At 68.9% G+C, this 26598-nt stretch carries 19 protein-coding genes and 2 pseudogenes; 16 read left to right on the top strand and 5 right to left on the bottom strand.

Annotated elements, in window-relative coordinates; all coding sequences use genetic code 11:
• Positions 1-39 precede the first annotated feature (39 nt).
• From tig to clpX, 4 genes are all read left to right on the top strand, one after another.
• The gene (gene tig, locus ACWGKT_RS24140) at positions 40-1428 is read left to right on the top strand and encodes a trigger factor (protein ID WP_356145042.1); all 1389 of its coding nucleotides are present in this window, start codon (positions 40-42) and stop codon (positions 1426-1428) included.
• 278 nt (positions 1429-1706) lie between these two features.
• A complete protein-coding gene (locus ACWGKT_RS24135; protein WP_235453840.1) occupies positions 1707-2312 on the top strand; it encodes an ATP-dependent Clp protease proteolytic subunit in 606 nt (201 codons plus the stop codon).
• A 70-nt stretch (positions 2313-2382) separates the two neighbouring features.
• Positions 2383-3048 (top strand): ATP-dependent Clp protease proteolytic subunit, encoded by a 666-nt coding sequence (locus ACWGKT_RS24130; protein ID WP_235453822.1) that lies wholly within the window; start codon positions 2383-2385, stop codon positions 3046-3048.
• A gap of 169 nt (positions 3049-3217) precedes the next feature.
• Positions 3218-4504, top strand: a complete 1287-nt coding sequence (gene clpX, locus ACWGKT_RS24125; RefSeq protein WP_235453821.1) for an ATP-dependent Clp protease ATP-binding subunit ClpX — start codon at positions 3218-3220, stop codon at positions 4502-4504.
• 354 nt (positions 4505-4858) lie between these two features.
• On the opposite strand, the gene ACWGKT_RS24120 is transcribed toward clpX, so the two are convergent.
• A complete protein-coding gene (locus tag ACWGKT_RS24120; protein WP_453275322.1) occupies positions 4859-5776 on the bottom strand; it encodes a hypothetical protein in 918 nt (305 codons plus the stop codon).
• A gap of 136 nt (positions 5777-5912) precedes the next feature.
• Between ACWGKT_RS24120 and ACWGKT_RS24115 the strand changes: the two genes are divergently transcribed.
• The 12 genes from ACWGKT_RS24115 to ACWGKT_RS24060 all read left to right on the top strand — a co-directional run bounded on the left by ACWGKT_RS24115 (position 5913) and on the right by ACWGKT_RS24060 (position 22086).
• A complete protein-coding gene (locus tag ACWGKT_RS24115) occupies positions 5913-8537 on the top strand; it encodes a valine--tRNA ligase (RefSeq protein ID WP_356145037.1) in 2625 nt (874 codons plus the stop codon).
• A 173-nt stretch (positions 8538-8710) separates the two neighbouring features.
• Positions 8711-10225: a bifunctional tetrahydrofolate synthase/dihydrofolate synthase gene (gene folC / locus ACWGKT_RS24110; RefSeq protein ID WP_453275321.1), complete on the top strand. Its 1515-nt coding sequence runs from the start codon at positions 8711-8713 to the stop codon at positions 10223-10225.
• Between the two features lie 7 nt (positions 10226-10232).
• Entirely contained in the window at positions 10233-10601 is a 369-nt protein-coding gene (locus tag ACWGKT_RS24105) for a DUF4233 domain-containing protein (protein ID WP_453275320.1), read from the top strand.
• 63 nt (positions 10602-10664) lie between these two features.
• Positions 10665-11078, top strand: coding sequence for a nucleoside-diphosphate kinase (gene ndk / locus ACWGKT_RS24100; protein WP_235453816.1), 414 nt, complete (start codon positions 10665-10667; stop codon positions 11076-11078).
• A gap of 323 nt (positions 11079-11401) precedes the next feature.
• Entirely contained in the window at positions 11402-12421 is a 1020-nt protein-coding gene (locus ACWGKT_RS24095) for a rod shape-determining protein (protein ID WP_004931372.1), read from the top strand.
• A gap of 162 nt (positions 12422-12583) precedes the next feature.
• On the top strand, positions 12584-13525 hold the full coding sequence (mreC, locus tag ACWGKT_RS24090; RefSeq protein ID WP_453275319.1) for a rod shape-determining protein MreC: 942 nt from the start codon (positions 12584-12586) through the stop codon (positions 13523-13525).
• Between the two features lie 13 nt (positions 13526-13538).
• Positions 13539-14216 (top strand): rod shape-determining protein MreD, encoded by a 678-nt coding sequence (gene mreD / locus ACWGKT_RS24085; protein WP_453275318.1) that lies wholly within the window; start codon positions 13539-13541, stop codon positions 14214-14216.
• A gap of 80 nt (positions 14217-14296) precedes the next feature.
• Entirely contained in the window at positions 14297-16546 is a 2250-nt protein-coding gene (gene mrdA / locus ACWGKT_RS24080) for a penicillin-binding protein 2 (protein ID WP_453275317.1), read from the top strand.
• Positions 16543-17742 carry a rod shape-determining protein RodA gene (gene rodA / locus ACWGKT_RS24075; protein WP_356145025.1) on the top strand — a complete coding sequence of 400 codons (1200 nt, stop codon included), beginning with the start codon at positions 16543-16545 and terminating at the stop codon, positions 17740-17742. The genes mrdA and rodA overlap by 4 nt, the downstream gene beginning before the upstream one ends.
• 11 nt (positions 17743-17753) lie before the next feature.
• Positions 17754-18401 carry a hypothetical protein gene (locus tag ACWGKT_RS24070; protein ID WP_453275316.1) on the top strand — a complete coding sequence of 216 codons (648 nt, stop codon included), beginning with the start codon at positions 17754-17756 and terminating at the stop codon, positions 18399-18401.
• Between the two features lie 94 nt (positions 18402-18495).
• The gene (locus ACWGKT_RS24065; protein ID WP_453275315.1) at positions 18496-20007 is read left to right on the top strand and encodes a CYTH and CHAD domain-containing protein; all 1512 of its coding nucleotides are present in this window, start codon (positions 18496-18498) and stop codon (positions 20005-20007) included.
• A 90-nt stretch (positions 20008-20097) separates the two neighbouring features.
• Complete coding sequence (locus ACWGKT_RS24060; RefSeq protein ID WP_453275314.1) at positions 20098-22086, top strand: TIGR03960 family B12-binding radical SAM protein; 1989 nt, start codon at positions 20098-20100, stop codon at positions 22084-22086.
• Positions 22087-22443: 357 nt separating this feature from the next.
• On the opposite strand, the pseudogene ACWGKT_RS24055 reads toward ACWGKT_RS24060, so the two are convergent.
• The 4 genes and pseudogenes from ACWGKT_RS24055 to ACWGKT_RS24040 form a co-directional block, all read right to left on the bottom strand.
• A pseudogene (locus ACWGKT_RS24055) lies at positions 22444-23361 on the bottom strand (cytochrome P450); the annotation flags it as partial.
• A 216-nt stretch (positions 23362-23577) separates the two neighbouring features.
• Positions 23578-24948 (bottom strand): annotated as a pseudogene (locus tag ACWGKT_RS24050) (NAD(P)/FAD-dependent oxidoreductase); the annotation flags it as partial.
• Positions 24945-25277, bottom strand: coding sequence for a ferredoxin (locus ACWGKT_RS24045; protein ID WP_453275313.1), 333 nt, complete (start codon positions 25275-25277; stop codon positions 24945-24947). The pseudogene ACWGKT_RS24050 and the gene ACWGKT_RS24045, both read right to left, overlap by 4 nt.
• Positions 25278-25307: 30 nt before the next feature.
• Positions 25308-26456: a PP2C family protein-serine/threonine phosphatase gene (locus ACWGKT_RS24040; RefSeq protein ID WP_453275312.1), complete on the bottom strand. Its 1149-nt coding sequence runs from the start codon at positions 26454-26456 to the stop codon at positions 25308-25310.
• Positions 26457-26598: the final 142 nt, after the last annotated feature.

The following is a 26598-nucleotide window of genomic DNA, read 5'->3' as shown; positions in this document are numbered from 1 at the left end:
CGGCAGTATCCAAGAAGTCAGCCACAAGGAGACCGAACCGTGAAGAGCGCCGTGGAGACCCTGAACCCGACCCGGGTTCGGCTCACTGTCGAGGTGCCCTTCGAGGAGCTCAAGGACAGCCTCGACGCGGCGTACAAGAAGATCAACCAGCAGGTCACGGTGAAGGGCTTCCGCAAGGGCAAGATTCCCGCCCGCGTCATCGACCAGCGGTTCGGCCGTGGCGCCGTGCTGGAAGAGGCCGTCAACGACGCGCTGCCGAAGTTCTACACCGAGGCGGTCAACGAGGCCGAGCTCAGCCCGCTGGGCCAGCCCGAGGTCGACATCACCGAGCTGAAGGACGGCGAGACGCTGAACTTCACCGCCGAGGTCGACATCCGCCCGGCCCTGGAGATCCCGGACTACTCCGGCATCGAGGTCGAGGTCGACGCCGTCGAGGTCACCGACGAGGACATCGAGAAGTCGGTCGAGCAGCTCCGCGAGCGCTTCGCCTCCACCGCCCCGGTCGAGCGGGCCGCCGAGGACGGCGACGTCGTCACCATCGACCTGCAGGCCAAGGTCGAGGGCGAGGTCCTCGAGGACGGCGTGGCCGAGGGTGTCTCCTACACCATCGGCTCCGGCGAGCTGCTGGACGGCATCGACGACGCCGTGACGGGCCTGGAGGCCGGTGGCGAGGCCACCTTCACCTCCGAGCTCAAGGGCGGCTCGGCGGCCGGCAAGGAGGCCGAGGTCACCGTCAAGGTCACCCAGGTCGCCGCCCGTGAACTGCCGGAGCTGGACGACGAGTTCGCGCAGCTCGCCTCCGAGTTCGACACCCTCGACGAGCTCAAGGCCGACAGCCGCAAGCGCCTCGCGAACATGAAGCAGTACGACCAGGCCACGCAGGCCCAGGAGCGTGTCCTGGACAAGCTGCTGGAGCTCGTCGAGGTGCCCGTCCCCGAGAAGCTCCTCGAGGACGAGATCAACACCCGCAAGCACAACCTGGAGCACCACCAGCTCGGCCAGATGGGCCTGACCCTCGACAAGTACCTGGAGATCCAGGGCAAGACCGCCGAGGAGTTCGACACCGAGACCCGCGAGGCCGCGGTCAAGGGCATCAAGACCCAGTTCGTCCTCGACGAGCTGGTCAAGCTGGAGAAGCTCAACGTCAACCAGGAGGAGCTCACCGAGCACCTCATGCGGCGTGCCGCCTCCTCCGGCATGTCCCCCGACCAGTTCGCCCAGGCCGTCGTCGAGGGCGGCCAGGTTCCGCTCCTGGTCGGCGAGGTCGCCCGCGGCAAGGCCCTGGCCGTCGTGGTCGAGGCCGCCACGGTGAAGGACACCAACGGCGAGATCGTCGACCTGGACGACGAGGACGAGGACGAGGCCGAGACGGTCGAGGCCGCCACGGAGACGGCCGAGGCCGCCGACGAGGAGAAGGCCGAGGGCTGACGCCCACGGCAGCTCTGACGCGCTCGTAGCACGGGCCCTGGGTACGTTGGTGACCCGGGGCCCGTTTGCCTACCCGGACGTCCGCACGGGCCCGTCCGGACGTCCGCACGGCGCTACGCCCCCGGCGAACACCCCCTTCTCCGGGATTCCCCGAGAGGACCCGCGCGTTAGGGTCCATGAATACGAGGGCAGGGGAGTCCCCTGAAAGCCCCCGGCAGGACGACGTGAGACGGCCCGGCGCCGTCGTAAGACGAGCAGGTGGATACGTGACGAATCTGATGCCCTCCGCCGCCGGCGAGCCTTCCATCGGTGGTGGCCTCGGCGACCAGGTCTACAACCGGCTGCTCGGCGAGCGGATCATCTTCCTCGGCCAGCAGGTTGACGACGACATCGCCAACAAGATCACCGCACAGCTGCTGCTTCTCGCCGCAGATCCGACCAAGGACGTCTACCTTTACATCAACAGCCCCGGTGGCTCGGTGACGGCCGGCATGGCGATCTACGACACCATGCAGTACATCCCGAACGACGTGGTCACGATCGCCATGGGCATGGCGGCCTCGATGGGCCAGTTCCTGCTCACCGGCGGTGCCGCCGGCAAGCGCTTCGCGCTGCCGCACGCGGACATCATGATGCACCAGGGCTCCGCGGGCCTCGGCGGTACGGTCTCGGACATCAAGATCCAGGCCGAGTACCTGATGCGCACCAAGAAGCGCATGTCCGAGCTGACCGCGCAGCACTCCGGGCAGACCGTCGAGACGATCATCCGCGACGGCGACCGCGACCGCTGGTTCACCCCGGAAGAGGCCAAGGAGTACGGCCTCATCGACGAGATCATCACGCATGCCTCCGGTGTTCCGGGAGGCGGCGGCACCGGTGCCTGACCGGCCCGGCCACGCCACGCACCGCCGAGTCTCCAGACCCCAGAACGCCACCAGGACGGTGAACAAGCACATGAGCAACTTCCCCGGCGCCGCCAGCGGCCTCTACGAGGGGCCGCGGCCCGACAGCCGTTATGTCATCCCGCGCTTCGTCGAGCGCACCTCCCAGGGCATCCGCGAGTACGACCCGTACGCGAAGCTCTTCGAGGAGCGCGTGATCTTCCTCGGCGTCCAGATCGACGACGCCTCCGCCAACGACGTCATGGCGCAGCTGCTGTGCCTGGAGTCGATGGACCCCGACCGGGACATCTCGATCTACATCAACAGCCCCGGTGGCGACATGACCGCCCTCACGGCGATCTACGACACCATGCAGTTCGTGAAGCCGGACATCCAGACGGTGTGCATGGGCCAGGCGGCCTCCGCCGCGGCCATCCTGCTCGCCGCCGGTACGCCGGGCAAGCGCATGGCGCTGCCGAACTCCCGCGTGCTGATCCACCAGCCGGCCGGTTCCACCGGCCGCGGCCAGCTCTCCGACCTGGAGATCATCGCCAACGAGTTCACCCGGATGCGTACGCAGCTGGAAGAGATGCTGGCGAAGCACACCAGCCGGCCGATCGAGAAGGTCCGCGAGGACATCGAGCGCGACAAGATCCTCACGGCCGAGGAAGCGCTGGAGTACGGCATCGTCGACCAGATCATCTCGACGCGGAAGATGAACAACGCCGACGTCCGCTGACGCGGAGCGAGCGTTCTCGCCGCCCTTGGCGTGGTGCACGTCAAAGTGAACCGTGCCAAGGGGGGCCCGTACGGGGGGCCCGGCAAGGTACCGTCGGACATAAGGCAGCACCAGGAGCCGCTGGATTCGAAAGCGTCCAGGCGTCTCCCAGGCGAAGGGGAAGCACACCGTGGCACGCATCGGTGACGGCGGCGATCTGCTCAAGTGCTCGTTCTGCGGCAAGAGCCAGAAGCAGGTCAAGAAGCTCATCGCAGGGCCCGGTGTGTACATCTGCGACGAGTGCATCGATCTCTGCAACGAGATCATCGAGGAGGAGCTCGCCGAGACGAGCGAGGTGCGCTGGGAGGAACTCCCGAAGCCCCGCGAGATCTACGAGTTCCTGGAGGGCTACGTCGTCGGCCAGGAGGCCGCGAAGAAGGCACTCTCCGTCGCGGTGTACAACCACTACAAGCGGGTCCAGGCGGGCGAGAACGGCGGCGCCCAAGGACGTGACGACGCCATCGAGTTGGCGAAGTCGAACATCCTGCTGCTCGGGCCGACGGGCTCGGGCAAGACGCTCCTCGCGCAGACCCTGGCCCGCATGCTGAACGTCCCGTTCGCGATCGCGGACGCGACGGCGCTGACGGAGGCGGGCTATGTCGGCGAGGACGTCGAGAACATCCTGCTGAAGCTGATCCAGGCGGCCGACTACGACGTCAAGAAGGCCGAGACCGGGATCATCTACATCGACGAGATCGACAAGGTCGCGAGGAAGAGTGAAAACCCTTCCATCACCCGCGACGTGTCGGGCGAGGGTGTCCAGCAGGCCCTGCTGAAGATCCTTGAGGGCACGACGGCCTCGGTGCCTCCGCAGGGCGGCCGCAAGCACCCCCACCAGGAGTTCATCCAGATCGACACGACGAACGTCCTGTTCATCGTGGGCGGTGCCTTCGCGGGCCTGGAGAAGATCATCGAGGCGCGGGCCGGCGCGAAGGGCATCGGCTTCGGCGCGACGATCCGCTCCAAGCGCGAGCTCGAATCCAAGGACGTCTTCGAGGACGTCATGCCGGAGGACCTGGTCAAGTTCGGCATGATCCCCGAGTTCATCGGCCGTCTCCCGGTGATCACCTCGGTCCACAACCTCGACCGCGAGGCCCTGCTCCAGATCCTCGTCGAGCCCCGCAACGCGCTGGTCAAGCAGTACCAGCGCCTCTTCGAACTCGACGGCGTGGAGCTGGACTTCGAGCGTGAGGCCCTGGAGGCCATCGCCGACCAGGCCATCCTCCGCCAGACCGGCGCGCGTGGTCTGCGCGCCATCATGGAGGAGGTCCTCATGTCGGTGATGTACGAGGTGCCGTCCCGCAAGGACGTGGCCCGCGTGGTCATCACGGCGGACGTGGTCCACTCGAACGTGAACCCGACGCTGATCCCCCGCGACGCCCGCGGCCGCGGCTCCGGCGAGCAGAAGACGGCCTGACGCCGCCCCCAAGTCCCAGAAATGCCCGGCACTTGCACAAGTGCCGGGCATTGCTCGTGTTCCGGCCCAGGATCTACGTGAAACTGCCGAAGTCGAAAAGGCTCCTGGCCGCGGCAAGTGCGGCCGCCGCGGCGGCAGTCGTCCCACGGGTGACGGCAACACCGGCCAGCGCCGACCGGGTCGACTGCATGAACTACGGGGGAAGCCATGGGTATCGGGTGGGCCCGAAGGTGCGGGAGATGTGCAGCAACCGCACGGGCCGCCTGCCGTCGCGCGTGAGGTCACGGGCGCTGAACGACTGACGGGGCGCCTCATCGAGTCGATGAGGCGCCCCGTCGGTGGATCCGGTGCCGATCAGGCCTTGACGCGCACGTCGTTGCGGAGCTTCGCGGCCAGTTCGGCCGCCTCGTCGATCGAGGTGCTCTTGCCCGCGGCGAGGCCGGCCATGTCGAACGAGATCACGTAGGCCAGCGTGCTGTGGTCACTCCACGCGCAGATCGGCATGGTGGTGGTCTTGCCCGACTGGTTGCTCTGCACGTTCTGGCACTTCATGACGCCGTTCGAGAAGCCGGCGGGCGTGACCTTCTCCGGGCTGCCGACGAGCTTGCCGTCCGAGGACGAGTCCTTCTCGGAGTCCTTCTTCATCTGGGCGAACATCCCGTCGAGGACCTTCTCGGGGTCGTCGATGGTGCCGTACACACCGGCGAAGCCGAGGCTCTTCATGGTCAGGCCCGAGCCCGCGCCGTACCCCGCACTCACGTCCTTGGGGTTCTTGACGCCCCACGACTGGGTGTCCTTGAGCTCGTCGTCGGTCATACCGTCGGTCGTGTTCTCCTTCGACTTCTTGTACGTCCCGTCGATCACCGAATCCGGCGTCGTCAGCTTGTGGGCGCCGTCGTCCTTGATGTCCGAGCCGCTCCCGCTTTTGCCGCCGAGGGCGACCGCCGCGACCACCGCGATCGCGGCCACGACCGCCACCCCGCCGATGATCAGACCCGTCTTCTTCTTGCCCCCGCCCGGAGCCGGCGGCTGCGGGACGGTGCCGTACGGCGGCTGCTGCGGGGCGCCGCCCTGCTGCGGGTAGCCGTACCCGGGCTGGGCGGGCGGAGCCTGCTGGGGGTAGCCGTAGCCGGGCTGCGCCGGAGGAGCCTGCTGGGGGTAGCCGTAGCCGGGCTGGGGAGCCTGCGGCTGCTGGCCGTAGGGGCCCGGCTGGCCGTACGGTCCGGGCTGCTGGGGCTGCCCGCCGTACGGGCCCGGCTGGTTGTGACTCATTACTGGGTTCCCCTCCAGAGCTTATGTGTTCCTGACATCCTGGCCCAGCCGCTGGAAGCACACCGCACCGGGGGCCGCACCGTTACACAACAAACGCGTTTCGGGACTGGGTCGTGACACCTCTAAACTGACCCCCGTGACCGAGAACGCTCATCAGCAGCCACCCGCGCCCGACACCGAACTGCCGACCCAGTACGCGCCGGCCGATGTAGAGCGGCCGCTGTACGAGCGCTGGGTGGAGCGGGGTTACTTCGAGGCGGACGCGAAGAGCGACAAGCCCGCGTACACCGTCGTCATCCCGCCGCCGAACGTCACGGGCAGCCTGCACCTCGGGCACGCCTTCGAGCACACCCTCATCGACGCCCTCACGCGCCGCAAGCGCATGCAGGGCTTCGAGACGCTGTGGCAGCCGGGCATGGACCACGCCGGCATCGCCACCCAGAACGTCGTCGAGCGCGAGCTCGGCAAGGAGGGCAAGTCCCGCCACGACCTCGGCCGCGAGGCCTTCGTCGAGCGCGTCTGGCAGTGGAAGGCCGAGTCCGGCGGCCAGATCAGCGGCCAGATGCGCCGCCTCGGCGACGGCGTCGCCTGGTCGCGCGAGCGCTTCACCATGGACGAGGGCCTCTCCCAGGCCGTCCAGACCATCTTCAAGCGCCTGTACGACGACGAGCTGATCTACCGCGCCGAGCGCATCATCAACTGGTGCCCGCGCTGTCTGACGGCGATCTCGGACATCGAGGTCGAGTACCAGGACGACGACGGCGAGCTCGTCTCCATGAAGTACGGCGAGGGTGACGAGACGATCGTCGTCGCCACCACCCGTGCCGAGACCATGCTCGGTGACACCGCCGTCGCCGTTCACCCCGAGGACGAGCGCTACAAGCACCTGATCGGCAAGCACATCAGGCTGCCGCTCACCGAGCGTTCCATCCCGGTCGTCGCCGACGAGCACGTCGACCCCGAGTTCGGCACCGGTGCCGTCAAGGTCACCCCGGCCCACGACCCGAACGACTTCGAGATCGGCCAGCGGCACGACCTGCCGTCCATCACCGTCATGGACGAGCACGCCGTCATCACCACCCCGGGCCCCTTCCAGGGCCTCGACCGCCTGGAGGCCCGCTCGGCGATCGTCGCCGCGCTGCGCGCCGAGGGCCGGATCGTCGCCGAGAAGCGGCCGTACGTCCACAGCGTCGGCCACTGCTCGCGCTGCAAGACCACCATCGAGCCGCGCCTTTCCATGCAGTGGTGGGTCAAGGTCGGCCCGCTCGCCAAGGCCGCCGGTGACGCGGTCCGCGAGGGCAAGGTCAAGATCCATCCGCAGGAGATGGAGAAGCGGTACTTCGACTGGGTCGACAACCTCCACGACTGGTGCATCTCGCGGCAGTTGTGGTGGGGCCACCGCATCCCGGTCTGGTACGGCCCCAACGGCGAGGTCGTCTGCGTCGGTCCCGACGACGAGGCCCCCACCGGCGAGGGCTGGCACCAGGACACCGACGTCCTCGACACCTGGTTCTCCTCCGGCCTGTGGCCCTTCTCCACGCTGGGCTGGCCCGAACAGACCGAGTCGCTCGCGAAGTTCTACCCGAACTCCGTCCTGGTCACCGGCTACGACATCCTCTTCTTCTGGGTCGCCCGGATGATGATGTTCGGCCTGTACGCGATGGACGGCACCCCGCCGTTCCACACCATCGCCCTGCACGGCATGGTCCGCGACCAGTTCGGCAAGAAGATGTCGAAGTCCTTCGGCAACGCGGTCAACCCGCTGGACTGGATGGACAAGTACGGTTCCGACGCGCTCCGGTTCACCCTCGCGCGCGGCGCCAACCCGGGCGTCGACGTCCCGATCGGCGAGGACTGGGTCCAGGGTTCGCGCAACTTCGCCAACAAGATCTGGAACGCCACCCGCTTCGCGCTGATGAACGGCGCGACGGTGGAGGGCCCGCTGCCGGACCCGGCGAAGATGTCGGCGACCGACCGCTGGATCCTGTCCCGCCTCAACTCCGTCATCACCGAAGTCGACGCGTTCTACGACGACTTCCAGTTCGCCAAGCTGTCCGACGCCCTCTTCCACTTCGCGTGGGACGAGGTCTTCGACTGGTACGTCGAGCTGTCCAAGACGACGTTCCAGGCGGGCGGCGAGCCGGCCGAGGTCTCGAAGCGCGTCCTGGGCGAGGTCCTCGACGTCACCCTCCGGCTGCTGCACCCGGTCGTCCCGTTCGTCACGGAGACCCTCTGGACCACCCTCACCGGTGGCGAGTCGGTCGTCATCGCCGAGTGGCCGGCCGACAGCGGCTTCCGTGACGCGGGCGCCGAGCGGGAGATCGAGACGCTCCAGTCCGTGATCACCGAGGTCCGCCGCTTCCGCGCCGACCAGGGCCTGCAGCCCGGCCAGCGCGTCCCGGCCCGCCTGACCCTCGACGGCACGGCGCTGGCTCCGCACGAGGCGGCCATCCGCCAGCTGCTGCGCCTGCAGCCGGAGGGCGAGGCCTTCACGGCCACGGCCACCCTGCCGGTCGCCGGTGCCGAGGTCGCCCTCGACCTCTCCGGCACGATCGACGTGGCCGCGGAGCGCAAGCGTCTGGCCAAGGACCTGGCCGCCGCCGAGAAGGAGAAGGCCCAGGCCACGGCCAAGCTCGGCAACGAGGCGTTCCTCGCGAAGGCCCCGGACCAGGTCGTCGACAAGATCCGCACCCGCCTGACCAAGGCCGACGAGGACATCACGCGAATCCAGGCCCAGCTGGACAGACTGCCCCAGGCCTAACCCTGAGTAGGCAGTGAAAGGCCCCCGGTGCTGACCAGCGCCGGGGGCCTTCGCCCACCTCCAGGGGCGCGGGGAACAGCGCGACAAGCCACGACGTACCCGCACCAGACCGACGACACCAGCTACCCCATACCGGCGCCGCGAAGCCCCCACCCGCTCCGTAGACTGGCCATGTGAGCGAAGCGCCCGGCACCAGTGACACGCCCGACCCCCTCGACGCCTTCGAAGAGATCATCGCCGAAGAGACCGACCGCGACCCCGACCTCGCGGTCATCGAGGCCGGCAGCCGCACCCTGCGCACGCAGGGCGGATCGTCGCAGGCGGACGTACCCGCACGGCCCGAGGACCGCGAGGTCGACAAGGCCCTGCGCGAGGTCGAGGCCGAGCTGGCCACCCGCTGGGGCGAGACGAAGCTGGAGCCGTCCGTCAGCCGTATCGCCGCCCTGATGGACGTGCTGGGGGAGCCGCAGCGCTCGTACCCCTCGATCCACATCACCGGGACGAACGGCAAGACGTCCACGGCGCGCATGATCGAGGCCCTCCTCGGCGCCTTCGAGCTGCGCACCGGCCGCTACACCTCCCCGCACGTCCAGTCGGTCACCGAGCGGATCAGCCTGGACGGCGCCCCGATCTCCGCCGAGCGCTTCATCGAGACGTACGAGGACATCAAGCCGTACATCGAGATGGTCGACGCCCAGCAGGAGTTCCGGCTCTCCTTCTTCGAGGTGCTCACCGGCATGGCGTACGCCGCGTTCGCGGACGCGCCCGTCGACGTGGCCGTCGTCGAGGTCGGCATGGGCGGCAGCTGGGACGCGACGAACGTGATCGACGGGGACGTCGCCGTCGTCACCCCCATCGACCTGGACCACACGGACCGGCTCGGCGAGACGCACGCCGAGATCGCCGGGGAGAAAGCCGGCATCGTCAAGCAGGACGCGACGGTCATCCTGGCCCAGCAGCCGGTGGACGCGGCGCAGGTGCTGCTGAAGAAGGCCGTCGAGGTCGACGCGACGGTGGCCCGCGAGGGTCTGGAGTTCGGCGTGGTCGCGCGGCAGGTCGCGGTCGGCGGGCAGCTGCTGACCCTGCGCGGTCTCGGCGGCGAGTACCCCGAGGTCTACCTCCCGCTGCACGGCGCCCACCAGGCGCACAACGCGGCCGTGGCGCTCGCCGCGGTGGAGGCGTTCTTCGGCGTGGGCGCGTTGCGTGCCGAGCCGCTGGACATCGACACGGTCCGCAAGGGCTTCGCCGCCGTCACCTCGCCGGGCCGCCTGGAGGTCGTGCGGCGCTCGCCCACGATCGTCCTGGACGCCGCGCACAACCCGGCGGGCGCGCGGGTCACCGCCGAGGCGATCGGCGAGGTCTTCGACTTCAGCCGGCTGATCGGCGTGGTCGGCGCGAGCGGCGACAAGAACGTCCGCGGCCTGCTGGAGGCCTTCGAACCGGTCTTCGCGGAGATCGTGGTCACGCAGAACTCCAGCCACCGCGCCATGGACGCCGACGAGCTGGCCGCGATCGCCGTCGAGGTGTTCGGCGAGGAGCGCGTGCAGGTCGAGCCGAGGCTGCCCGACGCCCTGGAGGCCGCGATCACGCTGGCCGAGGAGGAGGGCGAGTTCGCCGGCGGCGGCGTCCTGGTCACCGGCTCCGTCATCACGGTGGGCGAGGCCCGCCTGCTCCTGGGGAAGGGCTGATCCTCCCGTGCGTACGCTCTGTTCCTCGACCCTGATCGGCGAGTTCTTCGTCATCGGCTTCGCCGCTCTGGTGGCGATGAAGGACCCGGACCTGTCGACCTCCACGGTGTGGCTGGTCAGCGGGATCGCGATGTTCCTGTGCGTGGCGCTGTGCGGCGTGATCACGCGGCCCGGCGGGATCGCCCTCGGCTGGGCCCTGCAGATCGCGCTGATCGCCTCCGGCGTCTTCGTCCCGACGATGTACTTCATGGGCCTGGTGTTCGCGGCGCTGTGGTGGGCGTCGGTGCATTTCGGACGAAAGGTCGACGAGGCGAAGGCGCGTTTCGCGGCTCAGGCGGCCGCGCAGGGCGACTCCCCTACACCTGACGCTGCGTAACAGCCACCGGGACACGCCCTGTAGCCTCGTCGCACCGCACACATCTGCAAGAAGGAGCCCTCCGTGACTCAGCGCACCCTCGTCCTCCTCAAGCCCGACGCCGTCCGTCGTGGCCTGACCGGCGAGATCATCAGCCGCATCGAGCGCAAGGCCGGCTGGCAGATCACCGCGCTGGAGCTGCGCACGCTGGACCAGGACACCCTGGAGCAGCACTACGGCGAGCACAAGGGCAAGCCCTTCTACGAGCCGCTGGTGGAGTTCATGGCCTCCGGCCCGGTCGTCGCCCTGATCGTCGAGGGCGAGCGGGTCATCGAGGGTCTGCGCGCCCTGGCCGGCCCGACCGACCCGATCGCCGCCGCCCCCGGTTCCATCCGCGGCGACTACGGCGTCATCGTCCGCGAGAACCTGATCCACGCCTCCGACTCCGAGGAGTCCGCCGAGCGCGAGGTCAAGATCTTCTTCCCGGGTCGCGCCTGACCCTCCGGGGGTTCGGCGGTCGCGAACTTTTCGTCAAATTTTCTGAGGGTACGTCAGTCGTAGCAATTCTGTGACCTGCGGCGGAGGTGCGTTTTCGGCCACCGCTCGGCATATGCGTGGCGATCGGGGGAACGAGTGCCCCCGATGGCCCGTCTCCACAAGCGAGGCGGTACGCCATCTGCTGACAATGGCGAAGACCCTCGCGCAGTGTTCGTGAAGGCGCGTCTACGATGGAAGCCTTCACGTCACAGCACCCACTTCGCCGACCTGAAATGCCCTCAAAAGCTCCCGGGAAGGCCAGACGAATCCTGATGGGGAACTCAATGTCGTTCATCGGCCGTGACATGGCTGTCGACCTCGGGACCGCCAACACGCTGGTGTACGTCAGGGGTCGCGGGATCGTACTCAACGAACCGTCCGTCGTCGCGATCAACACGAACACCGGTGGCATCCTGGCGGTCGGCGCCGAAGCCAAGAAGATGATCGGGCGGACCCCCGGCAACATCGTTGCCGTGCGCCCGCTGAAGGACGGCGTCATCGCCGACTTCGAGATCACCGAGCGCATGCTCCGCTACTTCATCCTGAAGATCCACAAGCGGCGTTACCTCGCCCGGCCGCGCGTCGTCGTCTGCGTGCCGTCCGGCATCACCGGCGTCGAGCGCCGCGCCGTCATCGAGGCCTCGTCACAGGCCGGCGCCCGCCAGGTGCACATCATCGAGGAGCCCATGGCCGCCGCCATCGGCTCCGGCCTGCCGGTCCACGAGGCCACGGGCAACATGGTCGTGGACATCGGCGGCGGCACCACGGAGGTCGCGGTCATCTCGCTCGGCGGCATCGTCACCGCCCAGTCCATCCGCGTCGCGGGCGACGAGCTGGACAACGCGATCATCCAGCACATCAAGAAGGAGTACAGCCTCCTTCTCGGTGAGCGGACCGCCGAACAGATCAAGATCACCATCGGCTCGGCGTACGACCTCGACGCCGACGAGCACACCGAGATCCGCGGCCGGGACCTCGTCTCCGGGCTGCCCAAGACCGTCGTCATCTCCGCCGCCGAGGTGCGCAAGGCGATCGAGGAGCCCGTCAACGCCATCGTCGACGCCGTGAAGACCACGCTCGACAAATGTCCGCCGGAGCTGTCCGGCGACATCATGGACCGAGGGATCGTGCTCACCGGTGGCGGCGCGCTGCTGCGCGGACTCGACGAAAGGCTGCGCCGCGAGACCGGCATGCCGATCCACATCGCCGAGGACCCGCTGGACAGCGTGGCGTTGGGTTCCGGCAAGTGTGTCGAGGAGTTCGAGGCGCTCCAGCAGGTTCTGGACGCCCAGCCGCGCAGATGAAGTAACTCTTCGATTCCGCCGTACGAGATGATCTCCTCTCGTACGGCGGATCGTTGATATAGAGGCATAAGCTCCCACAAACGGGCCCCCAGGGTTTGCGCTTCGGGCTGGCGCTCTCGGGGGCCACCCGAATTCCAATGAGGAAGGGCACGGCCGCCGCACGTGAGGGACACGAAAGAGAGCCGGCTGCTCCTGGTGCTGCTGATCGCCATCGCGTTCGCGCTGATCACGGTGGACATCCGAGGCGGCCAGAACTCCCCGGTCGACGGTGCCCGACAGGCCGCCGCCGCGGTCTTCGGCCCGATCGAGAACGGGGTGTCGTCGGCGGTCGATCCCGTCGGCAACGCCGTGTCGGCCGTCCGTAATTCGGGCGAGCGGCACGACCGGCTCGCCCGGCTGGAGAAGGAGAACGCGGCCCTCAAGGCGAAGCTCGGCAGCGACGACCGCAACCGCAGCCGCCTCAAGCAACTCGACAAGATGCTGAAGGTGGCGGGCGAGGGGCAGTACGGCATCAAGGGTGCCGAGGTCATCGCCATAGGGTCGGCGCAGGGCTTCTCCTGGACCATCACCATCGACGTCGGCGCCAACGACGGCATCCGGCGCGACATGACCGTCCTCAACGGCGACGGCCTGGTCGGCCGCGTCACCACCGTCGGAGCCGACGCCTCCACCGTGCTGCTCGCCAACGACCCCGACTTCACCGTCGGCACCCGCATGGAGGGCAGTGACGAACTCGGCTTCGCCTCCGGGCAGGGCGACCGCCCGCTGCGCGTCGAACTCCTCAACGGCAAGGCGGAGGTGAAGAAGGGCGACCGGCTCGTCACCTTCGGCTCGCAGGCCGACAGACCGTTCGTGCCCGGCGTGCCGGTCGGTGTCGTCTCCCGTATCGACCCCTCCGGCGGCGGCCTGACCCGCACCCTCTACGTCACGCCGTTCGTCGGCTTCACCAAACTCGACATCGTCGGCGTGGTCGTCCAGGCCCCGAAGAAGGACCCCCGCGACGAGGTGCTGCCGGCCAAGCCCAAGCCGACCCCCACCCCGACCGTGACCGTCACGGTCACCCCGTCCGCCGACGCGACCGCCACCGACGAGCCGCAGCAGTAGGAGCTGAATCCCCATGCGTGTCAACCGGATCCTGCTCTCCTCCACGCTGGTGGTCGTCGCCCTGGTGATCCAGGTGAGCGTCCTCGCCCGCCTGCATCTGCCGGGCGCCGTCCCCGACCTGATGCTGCTCACCGTCCTCGGCCTGGCCATGGTCTACGGCCATGTCGGCGGCGCCCTCGTCGGTTTCGGCGCGGGCCTGCTCGCCGACCTCGCCCCGCCCGCGGACCACGCGGCCGGCCGCTACGCCCTGGTGCTGTGCGTCATCGGCTATCTGGCCGGCCTCATCAAGCCGGAGAACGGCCGCATCAAGTCGGCCACCGGCCCGATGCTCGTCGTGGTCGCCGCCGCCATCGGCTCGACCCTGCTCTACGCCGGCGTCGGCGCCCTCGTCGGCGACACCGCCGCCCGGCACGTCGGCCTCGGCGGCCTGCTGATCTCGGCCGCCCTGTACGACCTGCTGCTCGCCCCGTTCGTCGTCCCCGGCATCATGGCGCTGGCCCGCCGCGCGGAGAACGACCCGCTCGCCGAGGCCGGTTCCGCCACCAAGGCCACCGACATCTCCTCCGGCTGGCTCTCCTCCGGCACCGGTCTCAGGATCGGCGGCCAGCGCGGGGGCCTGGGCGGCCTGAAGACCAAGGCCCGCACCCGCACCACGCGCGTCGGCCGTATCAAGGGGGTCAAGCGGCTGTGAGGACAGGGGAGTTCGCGGGCGGCGCGCACAGCTTCGTCGGACATGACACAGACACACACTGAGAGGGGGAGGCAGCAGCAGTGACCAACATTCCCGAGACCGGACGGACCCCACGGGTCCAGATCAGACTGGTCGTCATCCAGATCCTCGTCCTCTCCCTGCTCGGCACCCTCGGCGGCCGCCTGTGGTACCTGCAGATCCGTGAGGGCGCCGAGTACCAGAAGGAGGCCTCCGGCAACCACGTCCAGCAGGTCGTCGACCCGGCCGTACGGGGCTCGATCCTGGACGCGCGCGGCGTGGCCCTCGCCGACAACGAGACCCGTCTGGTGGTCTCCGCCTCGCGCACGGACCTGCTGAAGCAGAAGGACGACGGCAAGGCGGTCCTCACCAAGCTCGCCGGGGTCCTCGGCATGGACCCCCGGGAGGTCCGCCAGAAGGTCCGGCTGTGCGACGCCAAGACCCCGCAGCCCTGCTGGAACGGCTCGCCGTACCAGCCGATCCCGATCACCGACGAGGCCACCGCCAAGCAGGCCCTGCAGATCCGCGAGCGTTCCGAGGACTTCCCCGGCATCACCGCCGAGCCGGAGGCCGTGCGCCGCTACGCGGGCCCCGGCAAGTCCAACACCGCCCAGGTCCTCGGCTACCTCTCGCCGGTCACCGACAACGAGATCCAGCAGGCCAAGGACACCGACTCGCCCTACCTGCGCTCCGACATGGTCGGCCGCAGCGGCCTGGAGCGGCAGTACGACAAGGAGCTGCGCGGCAAGGCGGGCGTCACCCGCTACGAGGTCGACAACCTCGGCCGTGTCATCGGCAAGGCCAAGTCGGATGCCGCGGAGCCGGGTTCCAACCTGGTCACCAGCATCGACTCCCGCGTCCAGCGGGTCGCCGAGTACGAGCTGAACGTGGCGATGAAGAAGGCCCGCCAGCAGTTCGACAAGATCACCGGCGAGAACTACAAGGCCGACTCCGGCGCCGTCGTCGTGATGGAGGCCAAGACCGGCCGGATCGTCGCGATGGCGTCCGCGCCGACGTACGACCCGAACGTCTGGGTCGGCGGCATCTCGGCCAAGGACTACAAGGCGCTCACCGGCAAGAACTCCGACTACCCGCTGCTCAACAGGGCCATACAGGGTCAGGCGGCGCCCGGTTCGACGTTCAAGGTGGTCTCCACGGCCGCCGCGGTCCAGGCCGGCTACGGGTGGGACGGCGGCTATCCGTGCACCAGTTCGTACTCGGTGGGCGGCCAGGTCTTCAAGAACTTCGAGGGCGAGAGCTTCGGCCCGATCTCGCTGGGCAAGGCCCTGGAGGTCTCCTGCGACACCGTCTTCTACGGACTCGCCGACCGGGAGTGGAAGAAGGACGGCGGCATCAACCCGAAGAAGGGCGAGCCCAAGGACTGGTTCTTCAAGACCGCCCACCAGTTCGGCCTCGGCAAGGAGACCGGCGTCGACCTGCCCAACGAGGTCACCGGCCGCATCCCCGACCGCCAGTGGAAGCTCGACTACTGGAAGGCCAACAAGGACGCCTGGTGCAAGAGCGGCAAGAAGGACGGCTCGTACGTCGAGAAGATCGCGTACGAGAACTGCCTCGAAGGCAACAAGATGCGCGAGGGTGACGAGATCAACTACTCCATCGGCCAGGGCGACACCCTCGTCACGCCGATCCAGGAGGCCGCGATCTACGGCGCCGTCGCCAACGGCGGCACCATGTACCACCCGACCATCGGCAAGGCGGTCATCAGCCCCGACGGCAAGTCCGTGCGGGAGATCAAGCCCAGGAAGAACGGCAGGCTGCCGGTCAGCCAGGCCACCCTCAAGGGCATGAACGAGGCCTTCGCGGGCGTCATCACCCGCGGTACCGCCGCCTGGAAGTTCGGCGGCTGGCCGCAGGACAAGATCGAGCTGCACGCCAAGACCGGTACCGCCGAGGTCTACGGCAAGCAGACCACGTCCTGGCTGGCCACCTACACCAAGGACTACACGGTCATCATGACCATCGCCCAGGCCGGTACGGGTTCCGGCGCCTCCGGTGAGGCCGTGCGCAACATCTACAGCGCGATGTACGGCGTCCAGCCGGACGGCTCCGTCAACCGGAAGAAGGCGCTGCTGCCCTCGCCGGAGAAGAAGCTGCCGAAGGTCCGCACGGACGGCACGATCGCCGCCCCGAAGGTCAAGGGCGACCCGGCCAAGGACGTGCAGGCAAGCCCCTCCGGCTCGCCGTCCCCGGACGCCTCGCAGCCCGCGGCGACCACCGCCTCGCCCGAGACGAACAACCGCACCACCCGCAGGCGGGCCCGCCGCAGGGGTAGCCGGAGGATGCTCCCATGACCGGCGCGAACAGCTTCTCCGTCCGCGGGTACGGCCCCCAGCGCGCAGGCTGGACGCGCCTGTTCGCCCGTGACTCGCTGGCCCGGCGCCTGGACTGGCCGATGCTGCTGGCGGCCCTCGCGCTGTCCATGATCGGCGCCCTGCTGGTGTTCTCCGCGACCCGCAACCGCACCGAGATCAACCAGGGCGACCCGTACTACTTCCTGATCCGGCACGTCATGAACACCGGCATCGGGCTCGCCCTGATGATCGGCACGGTCTGGCTCGGCCACCGCGCCCTGCGCAACGCCGTGCCGATCCTCTACGGCCTGTCGGTCTTCGGCATCCTGCTGGTGCTGACGCCGCTGGGCTCCACCGTCAACGGCGCCCACTCCTGGATCGTGCTCGGCGGCGGCTTCTCGCTCCAGCCCTCGGAGTTCGTGAAGATCACGATCATCCTGGGCATGGCGATGCTGCTCGCTGCCCGGGTCGACGCGGGCGACAAGAAGTACCCGGACCAGCGCACGGTCCTGCAGGCCCTGGGCCTGGCCGCCGTACCGATCATGGTCGTGCTGCTCATGCCCGACCTCGGCTCGGTCATGGTCATGGTGATCATCGTCCTCGGCGTGCTGCTCGCCTCCGGCGCCTCCAACCGGTGGGTCTTCGGCCTGCTCGGCGCGGGCGCGCTCGGCGCCATCGCCGTCTGGCAGCTGCACATCCTGGACGAGTACCAGATCAACCGGTTCGCGGCCTTCGCCAACCCGGACCTGGACCCGGCCGGCGTCGGCTACAACACCAACCAGGCCCGCATCGCGATCGGCTCCGGCGGACTCATGGGCGCGGGCCTGTTCCACGGCTCCCAGACCACCGGCCAGTTCGTCCCCGAGCAGCAGACGGACTTCGTCTTCACGGTCGCGGGCGAGGAACTCGGCTTCGCGGGCGCCGGCCTGATCATCCTGCTCCTCGGCGTCGTCCTGTGGCGCGCCTGCCGCATCGCCCGCGAGACCACCGAGCTGTACGGCACGATCGTGGCCGCCGGCATCGTCGCCTGGTTCGCCTTCCAGGCCTTCGAGAACATCGGCATGACCCTCGGCATCATGCCGGTCACCGGTCTGCCGCTGCCCTTCGTCTCGTACGGCGGCTCGTCGATGTTCGCTGTGTGGGTGGCGGTGGGGCTGTTGCAGTCCATTCGTGTGCAGCGACCGATGTCGGCGTAGGGGAGGCCGCGTTGTCCGAGGGGGAGTCCCACGCGGGGACGGGGTCCGCCGAGGAGGAGGACCACGCGAGAGTGGCCCTGTGCCCCGTCACCCCGGAGCTGGCCCACGGGCTCGTCGGCATCGCCGAGCTGGATCTGACCGGTCCCGGGACCGCCGGGCAGGCGCTCGGCGAGCTGGGCTGGCGGACCCTCGACGACGCCCTGGAGGACCCGGCGTACGAGACCGCGCCGGACATCCCGGAGTGCGACCTCATATCGCCGCTCGGACACTTCACCTACCTCGACGGCTACGTCGCGATGCCGTTCTCGTACCTCTACACGATCGGCGGCGAGCTGCTCCCCGACGACTACTGGGGCGCCCTGCCCGGCTGGCGCAGTGAGCCGGGGGCCTGGCGCACGGAGTTCGACGCGCACGCGGAGTCGGTGGTCCGGCTCATGACCGACCGGCTGGGCCCCGCGCACCACGACATCCGCCGGCCGAAGTACGGCGCCCGGTACGTCACCTGGGCCGTGGGGCCCAACGTGCTGGTGATCACCCAGCGGCGGGAGCCGATCTCGTACCACCAGTTCGAGCACGCCGAGGTCGTCGTCTGCCCTCGTACGGTCGAAGGCGGCCATCTTCCCGGCGGCCCCGCCCTCCGGGAACTCGTCACCACCTGACCTTCACCTTCACTTTCCCGTTCACCGGGGTTTTCTCGCCATTCACTTCGATGGTGCACTGCCGTCCGGGCCCGCATACCACTAGATTCGGTTCATGGCGGAGACGAAGCGCGAGATCGAGCGCAAGTACGAATCCGACGACAGTGGCCTGCCCGACCTCACCGGCGTCGGCGGGGTGGCGAACGTCCTCGACAAGGGCGTCGTGGAACTGGACGCCACCTACCACGACACCGCCGACGAACGCCTCGCCCGGTCCTCGATCACCCTGCGCCGCCGCACCGGAGGCTCCGACGCCGGCTGGCACCTGAAGTTCCCGGTCTCCACCGGCGTCCGCGACGAGATCCAGGCCCCGCTCTCCGACACCCTCCCCGAGGAGCTCGCCGCGCTGGTGCGCTCCCGCGTCCGCGACGCCGAGCTGATCCCCGTGGTCCGGCTGCGCTCCGCCCGCGACCTGCGCCACCTCGTCGACGCCGACGGCACGCTGCTCGCCGAGGTCAGCGTGGACGCCGTACGGGCCGAGCGGCTCACCGAGGGCGGCGGCACCGCCCAGTGGACCGAGATCGAGGTCGAGCTCGCCGACGGCGTCGAGACGACCCTGCTCGACAAGGTCGAGAAGCGGCTGCGCAAGGCGGGCGTACGACCGTCGGACTCACCGTCCAAGCTGGCCAGGGCCCTGGCCGAGACCGCCCCCGCCAAAAAGAAGGCCCGCCGCGGGCCGAAGAGACCGAAAGCCCCGGTCACCGCCGGTGACCACGTCCTCGCCTACGTGCGTGCCCAGCGCGACGCGATCGTCGAACTCGACCCGGCCGTACGCCAGGGCGTGGAGGACTCCGTGCACAAGATGCGGGTCGCCACCCGCCGGATGCGCAGCACCTTCCGCTCCTTCCGCAAGGTCCTCGACCGCACCGTCACCGACCGGCTCGGCGTCGAGCTGAAGTGGCTGGCGGCCGAGCTCGGCCTGGACCGCGACCGCGAGGTGCTCACCGAGCGCCTGACGGCCGCCCTCGACGAGGTGCCCGCCGAACTGGTCTCCGGCCCCGTCCACGAGCGGATCCAGCTCTGGGCGAACGCCAGCCACCGGGGAGCGCGCAGCCGTCTCATCGGCGTCCTGGACTCCCGGCGGTACCTGACCCTCCTCGACGACCTGGACGCCGTGGTCGCCGCCCCGCCGCTGCTGGAGGCGGCCGCCGGCAAACCGGAGAAGGTGATCGCCAAGGCCGTGCGCAAGGACTTCGCGAAGGTCTCCGACCTGGTCGAGCAGGGCATGGAGGTGCCGCCCGGCCACAACCGCGACCTGGCCCTGCACGACGCCCGCAAGAAGGCCAAGCGGACCCGCTACGCCGCCGAGACCGCCACCCCCGCCCTCGGCGACCCGGCCGCCGCCCTGGCCAGGTCCATGAAGTCCCTGCAGAGCCTGCTCGGCGACCACCAGGACAGCGTCATGGCCCGCCAGACGCTGCGCGAGCTGTCCGCCGTCGCGCACGCGGCAGGGGAGAGCGCGTTCACGTACGGCCTGTTGTACGGCCGCGAGGAGCGGCGGGCGGCGGCGGTGGAGGAGGAGCTGCCGGGCGTGTGGCGGGAGATCAAGGGCGGGGCGCCCGTCTGACCCCGTCCGACAAGGTCGGGCGTACGGGGGAGGCCGCCGAGCGGGTTACGCTTGATGGTCACCCCTGTCAGCTCACGAAGGTTCGTTGAGATGCCTGCCGAAACCGCCGAGGCCGCGGAGTCTGCTGAGTCTGTGTTTCCGCAGCTCGAAGCCCTGCTCCCACATGTGCAGAAGCCGATCCAGTACGTCGGCGGCGAGCTCAACTCCACGGTCAAGCCGTGGGAGTCCTGCGACGTCCGCTGGGCGCTGATGTACCCGGACGCGTACGAGGTCGGTCTGCCCAACCAGGGCGTCATGATCCTCTACGAGGTACTGAACGAGCAGGAGGGCGTCCTCGCCGAGCGCACCTACAGCGTGTGGCCGGACCTCGAGGCGCTGATGCGTGAGCACCGCGTCCCGCAGTTCACGGTGGACAGCCACCGCCCGGTGAAGGCCTTCGACGTGTTCGGCCTGTCCTTCTCCACGGAGCTCGGCTACACGAACATGCTCACGGCGCTGGACCTGGCGGGCATCCCCCTGGAGTCCAAGGACCGCACGGTCGACGACCCGATCGTCCTCGCCGGCGGCCACGCGGCCTTCAACCCCGAGCCGATCGCGGACTTCATCGACGCGGCGATCATCGGCGACGGCGAGCAGGCCGTGCTGGACATGACGAAGATCATCCGCGAGTGGAAGGCGGAGGGCCGCCCCGGCGGCCGCGAGGAGGTCCTCTTCCGCCTGGCGAAGACGGGCGGCGTCTACATCCCGGCGTTCTACGACGTCGAGTACCTCCCCGACGGCCGTATCGGCCGCGTGGTCCCCAACAAGTCCGGCGTCCCGTGGCGCGTGTCCAAGCACACGGTCATGGACCTGGACGAGTGGCCCTACCCCAAGCAGCCTCTCGTCCCGCTGGCCGAGACGGTCCACGAGCGCATGTCGGTCGAGATCTTCCGCGGCTGCACGCGCGGCTGCCGCTTCTGCCAGGCGGGCATGATCACCCGCCCGGTGCGCGAGCGCTCGATCACCGGCATCGGCGACATGGTCGACAAGGGCCTGAAGGCGACGGGCTTCGAGGAGGTCGGCCTCCTGTCCCTGTCCTCCGCGGACCACTCGGAGATCGGCGACATCGCCAAGGGTCTGGCCGACCGGTACACCGAGGACAAGATCGGCCTGTCCCTCCCCTCCACCCGCGTCGACGCCTTCAACATCGACCTGGCGAACGAGCTGACGCGCAACGGCCGCCGCTCGGGCCTCACCTTCGCCCCGGAGGGCGGCTCGGAGCGCATCCGCAAGGTCATCAACAAGATGGTCTCGGAAGATGACCTCATCCGTACGGTCTCCACGGCCTATGGCAACGGCTGGCGCCAGGTGAAGCTGTACTTCATGTGCGGCCTGCCGACGGAGACCGACGACGACGTCCTCCAGATCGCCGACATGGCGACGAAGGTCATCGCCAAGGGCCGCGAGGTCTCCCGCTCCAACGACATCCGCTGCACGGTCTCGATCGGCGGCTTCGTCCCCAAGCCCCACACTCCCTTCCAGTGGGCCCCGCAGCTCTCCGCCGAGGAGACGGACGCCCGCCTGGAGAAGCTCCGCGACAAGATCCGCGGCGACAAGAAGTACGGCCGCTCGATCGGCTTCCGCTACCACGACGGCAAGCCCGGCATCGTCGAGGGCCTGCTCTCCCGCGGCGACCGCCGCATCGGCGCCGTCATCCGCGCCGTCTACGAGGACGGCGGCCGCTTCGACGGCTGGCGCGAGCACTTCTCGTACGACCGCTGGATGGCCTGCGCCGACAAGGCCCTCGCCCCCTTCGGCGTCGACGTCGACTGGTACACCACCCGCGAGCGCACCTACGAGGAAGTCCTCCCCTGGGACCACCTCGACTCCGGCCTCGACAAGGACTGGCTCTGGGAGGACTGGCAGGACGCCCTCGACGAGACCGAGGTCGAGGACTGCCGGTGGACGCCGTGCTTTGACTGTGGGGTGTGTCCGCAGATGGATACGTCCATCCAAATCGGCCCGACGGGCAAGAAGTTGCTGCCGCTGACGGTCAAGAACGCTGGTCCGACGCCGACTTCGAGTGGTCACGCGCACTGAGGTGGGCGAGGCACTCGATCGGGTGGTTGAGGCGCTGGCGGGGGTGAGCGAGGACGAAGTGGCTGCTGTGATGGCGGCAGTCGGCCCTTCGAGCCCTCGCCGGTCGGCGCCCTCGGTGTCCTCTCGGACGCCGCCGCCTGGTCCTGTAGGGGACCCGCACATCGTCTCCGAGGTGGAGTGGGTCTGAGGCTCGTTGCATGCCCGTAGCCTCCGTTCACTTAACTGCCCCTGGCTGTCGCGAAAACCGTCGTCCTGCTCGATGTCCAGATGGATCGGCCCCCGAAGAACGGGGCTGGGTCGGTACGGCGGGGGGTCGGTGACCAGGCTGGGGTGGTCGAGTCGGCGTACCAGTTCGGTCAGGGCGATCTGGGTTTCCAGGCGGGCCAGTGGGCCGCCGAAGCACAGATGGGTGCCGCTGCCGAAGCCGAGGTGTTGGTTGTCACGCCGGTCGGGGTCGAAGCGGTCGGGATCGTGGAAGCGGTTCGGATCGCGGCTGCCCGAGGCCAGCATGAGCATGATCTGCGAACCCTTGGGGATGACGGTGTCGCCGACGGCGATGTCGCTGTACGCCGCCCGCCAGGGAATGATCTGCACGGGGGGCTCGTAGCGCAGCAACTCCTCGACCAGCGGGACGATCAAACCCGGTTCGTCGCGCAGTCGCCGCAGCACCTGCGGGTGGCGCAGCAGTGTCAGCATGCCGTTGGTGATGAGGTTGACGGCGGTCTCGTGGCCGGCGATCAGCAGCAGTTTGGCGGTGGCGACGATTTCGGTGTCGGCCATCCGACCGTCGGGCCCGTCATCGTTGGCCAGCCGCGACAGCAGATCGTCGCCCGGCCGGCCGTGGCGCTGTTCCACCAGCTCGCCGAGACACTGGCGCAGGTCCTTGCGGGCCTGTACGCCCTTGTCCAGTTTCTCCCTCGGGTCGGACTTGGGGTCGTAGTCGACCGAGTTCATGATGTCGTTCACCCAGAGGTGGAACCTCGGCTCGTCCTCGCGCGGCACGCCGAGCAAGTGACAGATCACGGCTACGGGGAGCGGGAAGGCGAAATCGTCGACGACGTCGATCCGCTCCTTGCCCGCCAAGTCGTCGATCAGGCTGCCGACGGTGGTGGTCAGGAAGCCTTCGAACCCGGTCACCAGCCCCGGGGTGTGCGGGGGGCCGAAGTGACGCATCGCCGTACGCCGCAGGCGATCGTGCTCGGGCGGGTCCATGTGGATGAACGACGACGCGGCCCCTCCCTCGACCGTGGGCGGACGCGACAGATTGCGTACGTCGGAGCTCAGATGCGGGTCATTCAGTACGTGCGTGATCTCGCGGTAGGTGCTGATGACGTAGCTGCCGTCCTGCTGCCGGGCCACCGGTGTCTCGCGCAACTCGGCATACAGCGGGTACGGGTCGGCCCGGGACGAGTAGTCGAAGATCCGCTGCAGCGTGCCGGACGTCTCGGTCGTGGTCAGCCGGCCTTCCTCCTGCCGATGCCGGCGCACGGCCGTGACGCGGCGCCCACCCGGGTCCTGGCCTGTGACGATCACGGTGGCGCCCTGCGCGAACAGGGCGGGGCCGGGGAAGTCGACGGGCACCGGTTTCATGTCGGCCGGCCGGTCCGGCGTGGGGCAGGGGGGCGGGAAAGGTGCGCCCGTCTCGATCAATCGTCGGTAGTGGTCCAGCCACCGGGCGCTGTTGAAGCTCACGGCGGCCGTGACGCGGCCCCGATAGCCGTACGCGGTGACGAAACGGTGGTCGTCCAGCGATCCATGGGTGACGACCACCTCGTCGGCAAAGGTCGGTACGCCGACGGACTTGATGTTGACGCCGAACTGGATCGACCAGAACACCGGGATGGACAGGTAGGGCCGGCGGTCCGCACGGCTGTTGACCATGTTGTGCGCCGCGACCTCGGCCTGCTCCACAGCATTCGCCCAGTGCTCCAGCGAGATCAGCCGGTTTTCGTAGACGGGGTTCGGGCAACGTGCCACGTCTCCCGCGGCGAAGACGTCGTCGGTGGCGCGGCCATTGCTGTCGAGGGCGCGGCAGCCCGTGTCGCAGGTGATTCCCCACACGCCCGCCGCCAGTCCCGACTCCCGCAGCCACTCGGTGTTGCGGATGCTCCCGAGTGCCACCACCGCCACATCGGCGTCGATCGTGCTGCCGTCGCCGAAGTGAGCGCGGCGGAACCGTCCCCGCGCGTCGCCCTCAAGCCGGGTGACCTTGACACCGCAGCGCAGATCGACACCGTGAGCGCGCTGCATGTCCGCCGCGACGTCACCGATCACGGCACCCAGCGCCCCGGCCAGCGGGGCCGCCCCGAGTTCGGCGACGGTCACCGGGATGTCCCGCTCGCGGCAGACGGAGGCGATCTCGGAGCCGGTGAATCCCGCACCGATCACGAGAACGCGGGACGGCCCCGCGGCGAGAGCTCGCTGCAGGCCCTCGGCGTGCTCGCGAGTCCGTACGACGAACACTCCGTCCAGGGCCGCCTCGCTCCCGACGAACCACGGCCGGGCCCGCACCCCGGTGGAGATCAGCACCCGGTCGAAGGGAACCTCGCGTCCGTCGGCGAGACGCACGTGGTGCGTCGCGCGGTCCAGCCCGCTGGCGGGCACGCCCAGCAGCCACTGCGCATCGATGTCACGACGGCGGGGCAAAGCGGTGTCCCCGGCCGGCACCCAGCCGGTCAGTACCTGCTTGGACAGGGGCGGCCGGTCGTAGGGCTCACCGAGCTCGTCGCCGATCATGGTCAGCGATCCGGTGAAGCCCTCGTCGCGCAGGGCCTCCGCGGCCCGCAGTCCGGCCAGTGACGCCCCTACGATCACGATGCGGCCGTCGCTCTTGAACGCTCGCGGATTGTCGGCGCTGGTCATGATGTCGACGCCTCAGCCGGTACGTTCCGTCCCTCCAGCTGGTCGACCAGGATCGCCTGGACCGGGCAGGCCGCCGCGGCGCGTAGCATCTGGTCGCGCCGGGCGTCGTCGGGGTTCGGGTCGTACATGAGCGCTTCCTCGCCGTGCATCCGGAACGCCTCCGGAGCCAGGAACGCGCACTGCGCACACTCCGGCGTTGCGGCTGCATTTTGGTTACGTAAGCGGCGCTCTTTGGGATTGCCGTTTTGAGGAAATCGTGTGACACGGGGCGTCGGATCGGGAGCAACGGTCGCGAGTGAGCGCCCTGCCAGACTTCGGCCCCTGACCAACTTGGCTGGTCAGGGGCCCTTTACCCGGAGTCAGTGAATCGGCTCTTGGCCGATGCTGTGCCGGTCGGCGAGGATCATCGCCACATCGTCCGCCAGATCGCCCCAGGTGTGGCGGATCAACGCCTGGTGCAGCTGTTCCAGGAAATCCTGTGGGGAGGTGTCGGCGCGTATCCCTTCCATGGTCTCCGGCAGAGCGAAGAACGCGCCGTCGCTGTCGCGGGCCTCGATGACGCCGTCGGTGTAGAGCAACAGACGGTCACCCGGGGTGAACGGGTAGCTGTCAGGCTTGTCGGGGAGGTCACTGGCGAGGTCTTCGAGGCCGAGCGGTGGCAAGGGTGAGGGCGGCATCAGAGGTGTTGTCCTGCCGTGGCGCAGCAGTAGCGGAGGCGGGTGCCCACGGTTGATCAGCTGCACCACGGGTTCGTTCGGCACCTGCGCGATGAGCGCCGTGATGAATCCTTCCAGCAGAGCTTCCTCCGTGTATGCACCGGGCACGGCGGCTTCCCGTCGTAGCGCGGCCGTGCAGTGGTTCATGACCTCCACGAGCTCGTCCTCGTAGTGCACGGCTTCCCGGAAGGCGCCCAGCACCACTCCCACGGCTCGCACCGCGGACAGCCCCTTGCCCCGCACGTCCCCCACGATCATCCGGACGCCGTACGGAGTCTGCACGGCCTCGTACAAGTCGCCGCCCACCCGTGCACCGGTTCCTGCCGCCAGGCACAGGCTGCCCACCGACAGTGGCCCCAGTCGCGATGGCACAGGTCGCAGCACGACCTCCTGGGCCGCCACGGCGATGCGGCGGACCTGGTCGAGTTCCCTCTGCCTGCGGGCCTGCACGGCGCTGCTGGTGATGAAACTGGCCGCGGAGACGAGGCCCAGAGCCAGGAAATTGGTGTAGACCTGCTGGGTGCCCCAGGCATTGTTATAGGTCGCGGTGGTCACGCTGATCACCAGTGTGAAAGCCGCCGCCGCGGTGGTTCCCCTGGGTCCCATGGTCACTGCCGCCAGCGCCGGGACGGCGGTGAGGAGAGGGCCGGTGTAGATGAAGTGCGCGGGCGTGAGCTCGATGACCAGCACGGCCAGGGCGATCAAGAAGGGTACGCACTGCATCAGCGTGAAGAGGGCCCGGCCACGACTGCCCGCTCCTGGCCGAGGGGGTGAGCGCAAGAACCACTGCATGCACCAAGCCTGCCTCGCTGAAGGCCATGGCTCCACTCTGCTGCCGACTACCCTGGGTGACCCGAAGAGTCGCCCGGCTCGATTCTTTTGTTGTGCTTCAGCCCTCAGCGGCAGCAACTTCCTGCCTGCCGGGCCGATTTGA

Source organism: Streptomyces sp. NPDC054794 (assembly GCF_053611585.1).
The sequence above is the reverse complement of the archived record's forward strand: the minus strand, read 5'-3'. Positions and strand labels throughout refer to the sequence as shown.

Coding starts and splice junctions, on each gene's coding strand:
- ACWGKT_RS24135 (WP_235453840.1), top strand. CDS start 1,707: ATGCCCTCCGCCGCCGGCGAGCCTTCCATCGGTGGTGGCCTCGGCGAC.
- ACWGKT_RS24130 (WP_235453822.1), top strand. CDS start 2,383: ATGAGCAACTTCCCCGGCGCCGCCAGCGGCCTCTACGAGGGGCCGCGG.
- ACWGKT_RS24120 (WP_453275322.1), bottom strand. CDS start 5,776: ATGAGTCACAACCAGCCGGGCCCGTACGGCGGGCAGCCCCAGCAGCCC.
- ACWGKT_RS24095 (WP_004931372.1), top strand. CDS start 11,402: ATGTCGTTCATCGGCCGTGACATGGCTGTCGACCTCGGGACCGCCAAC.
- mreD (WP_453275318.1), top strand. CDS start 13,539: ATGCGTGTCAACCGGATCCTGCTCTCCTCCACGCTGGTGGTCGTCGCC.
- rodA (WP_356145025.1), top strand. CDS start 16,543: ATGACCGGCGCGAACAGCTTCTCCGTCCGCGGGTACGGCCCCCAGCGC.
- ACWGKT_RS24065 (WP_453275315.1), top strand. CDS start 18,496: ATGGCGGAGACGAAGCGCGAGATCGAGCGCAAGTACGAATCCGACGAC.
- ACWGKT_RS24060 (WP_453275314.1), top strand. CDS start 20,098: ATGCCTGCCGAAACCGCCGAGGCCGCGGAGTCTGCTGAGTCTGTGTTT.
- ACWGKT_RS24040 (WP_453275312.1), bottom strand. CDS start 26,456: ATGCAGTGGTTCTTGCGCTCACCCCCTCGGCCAGGAGCGGGCAGTCGT.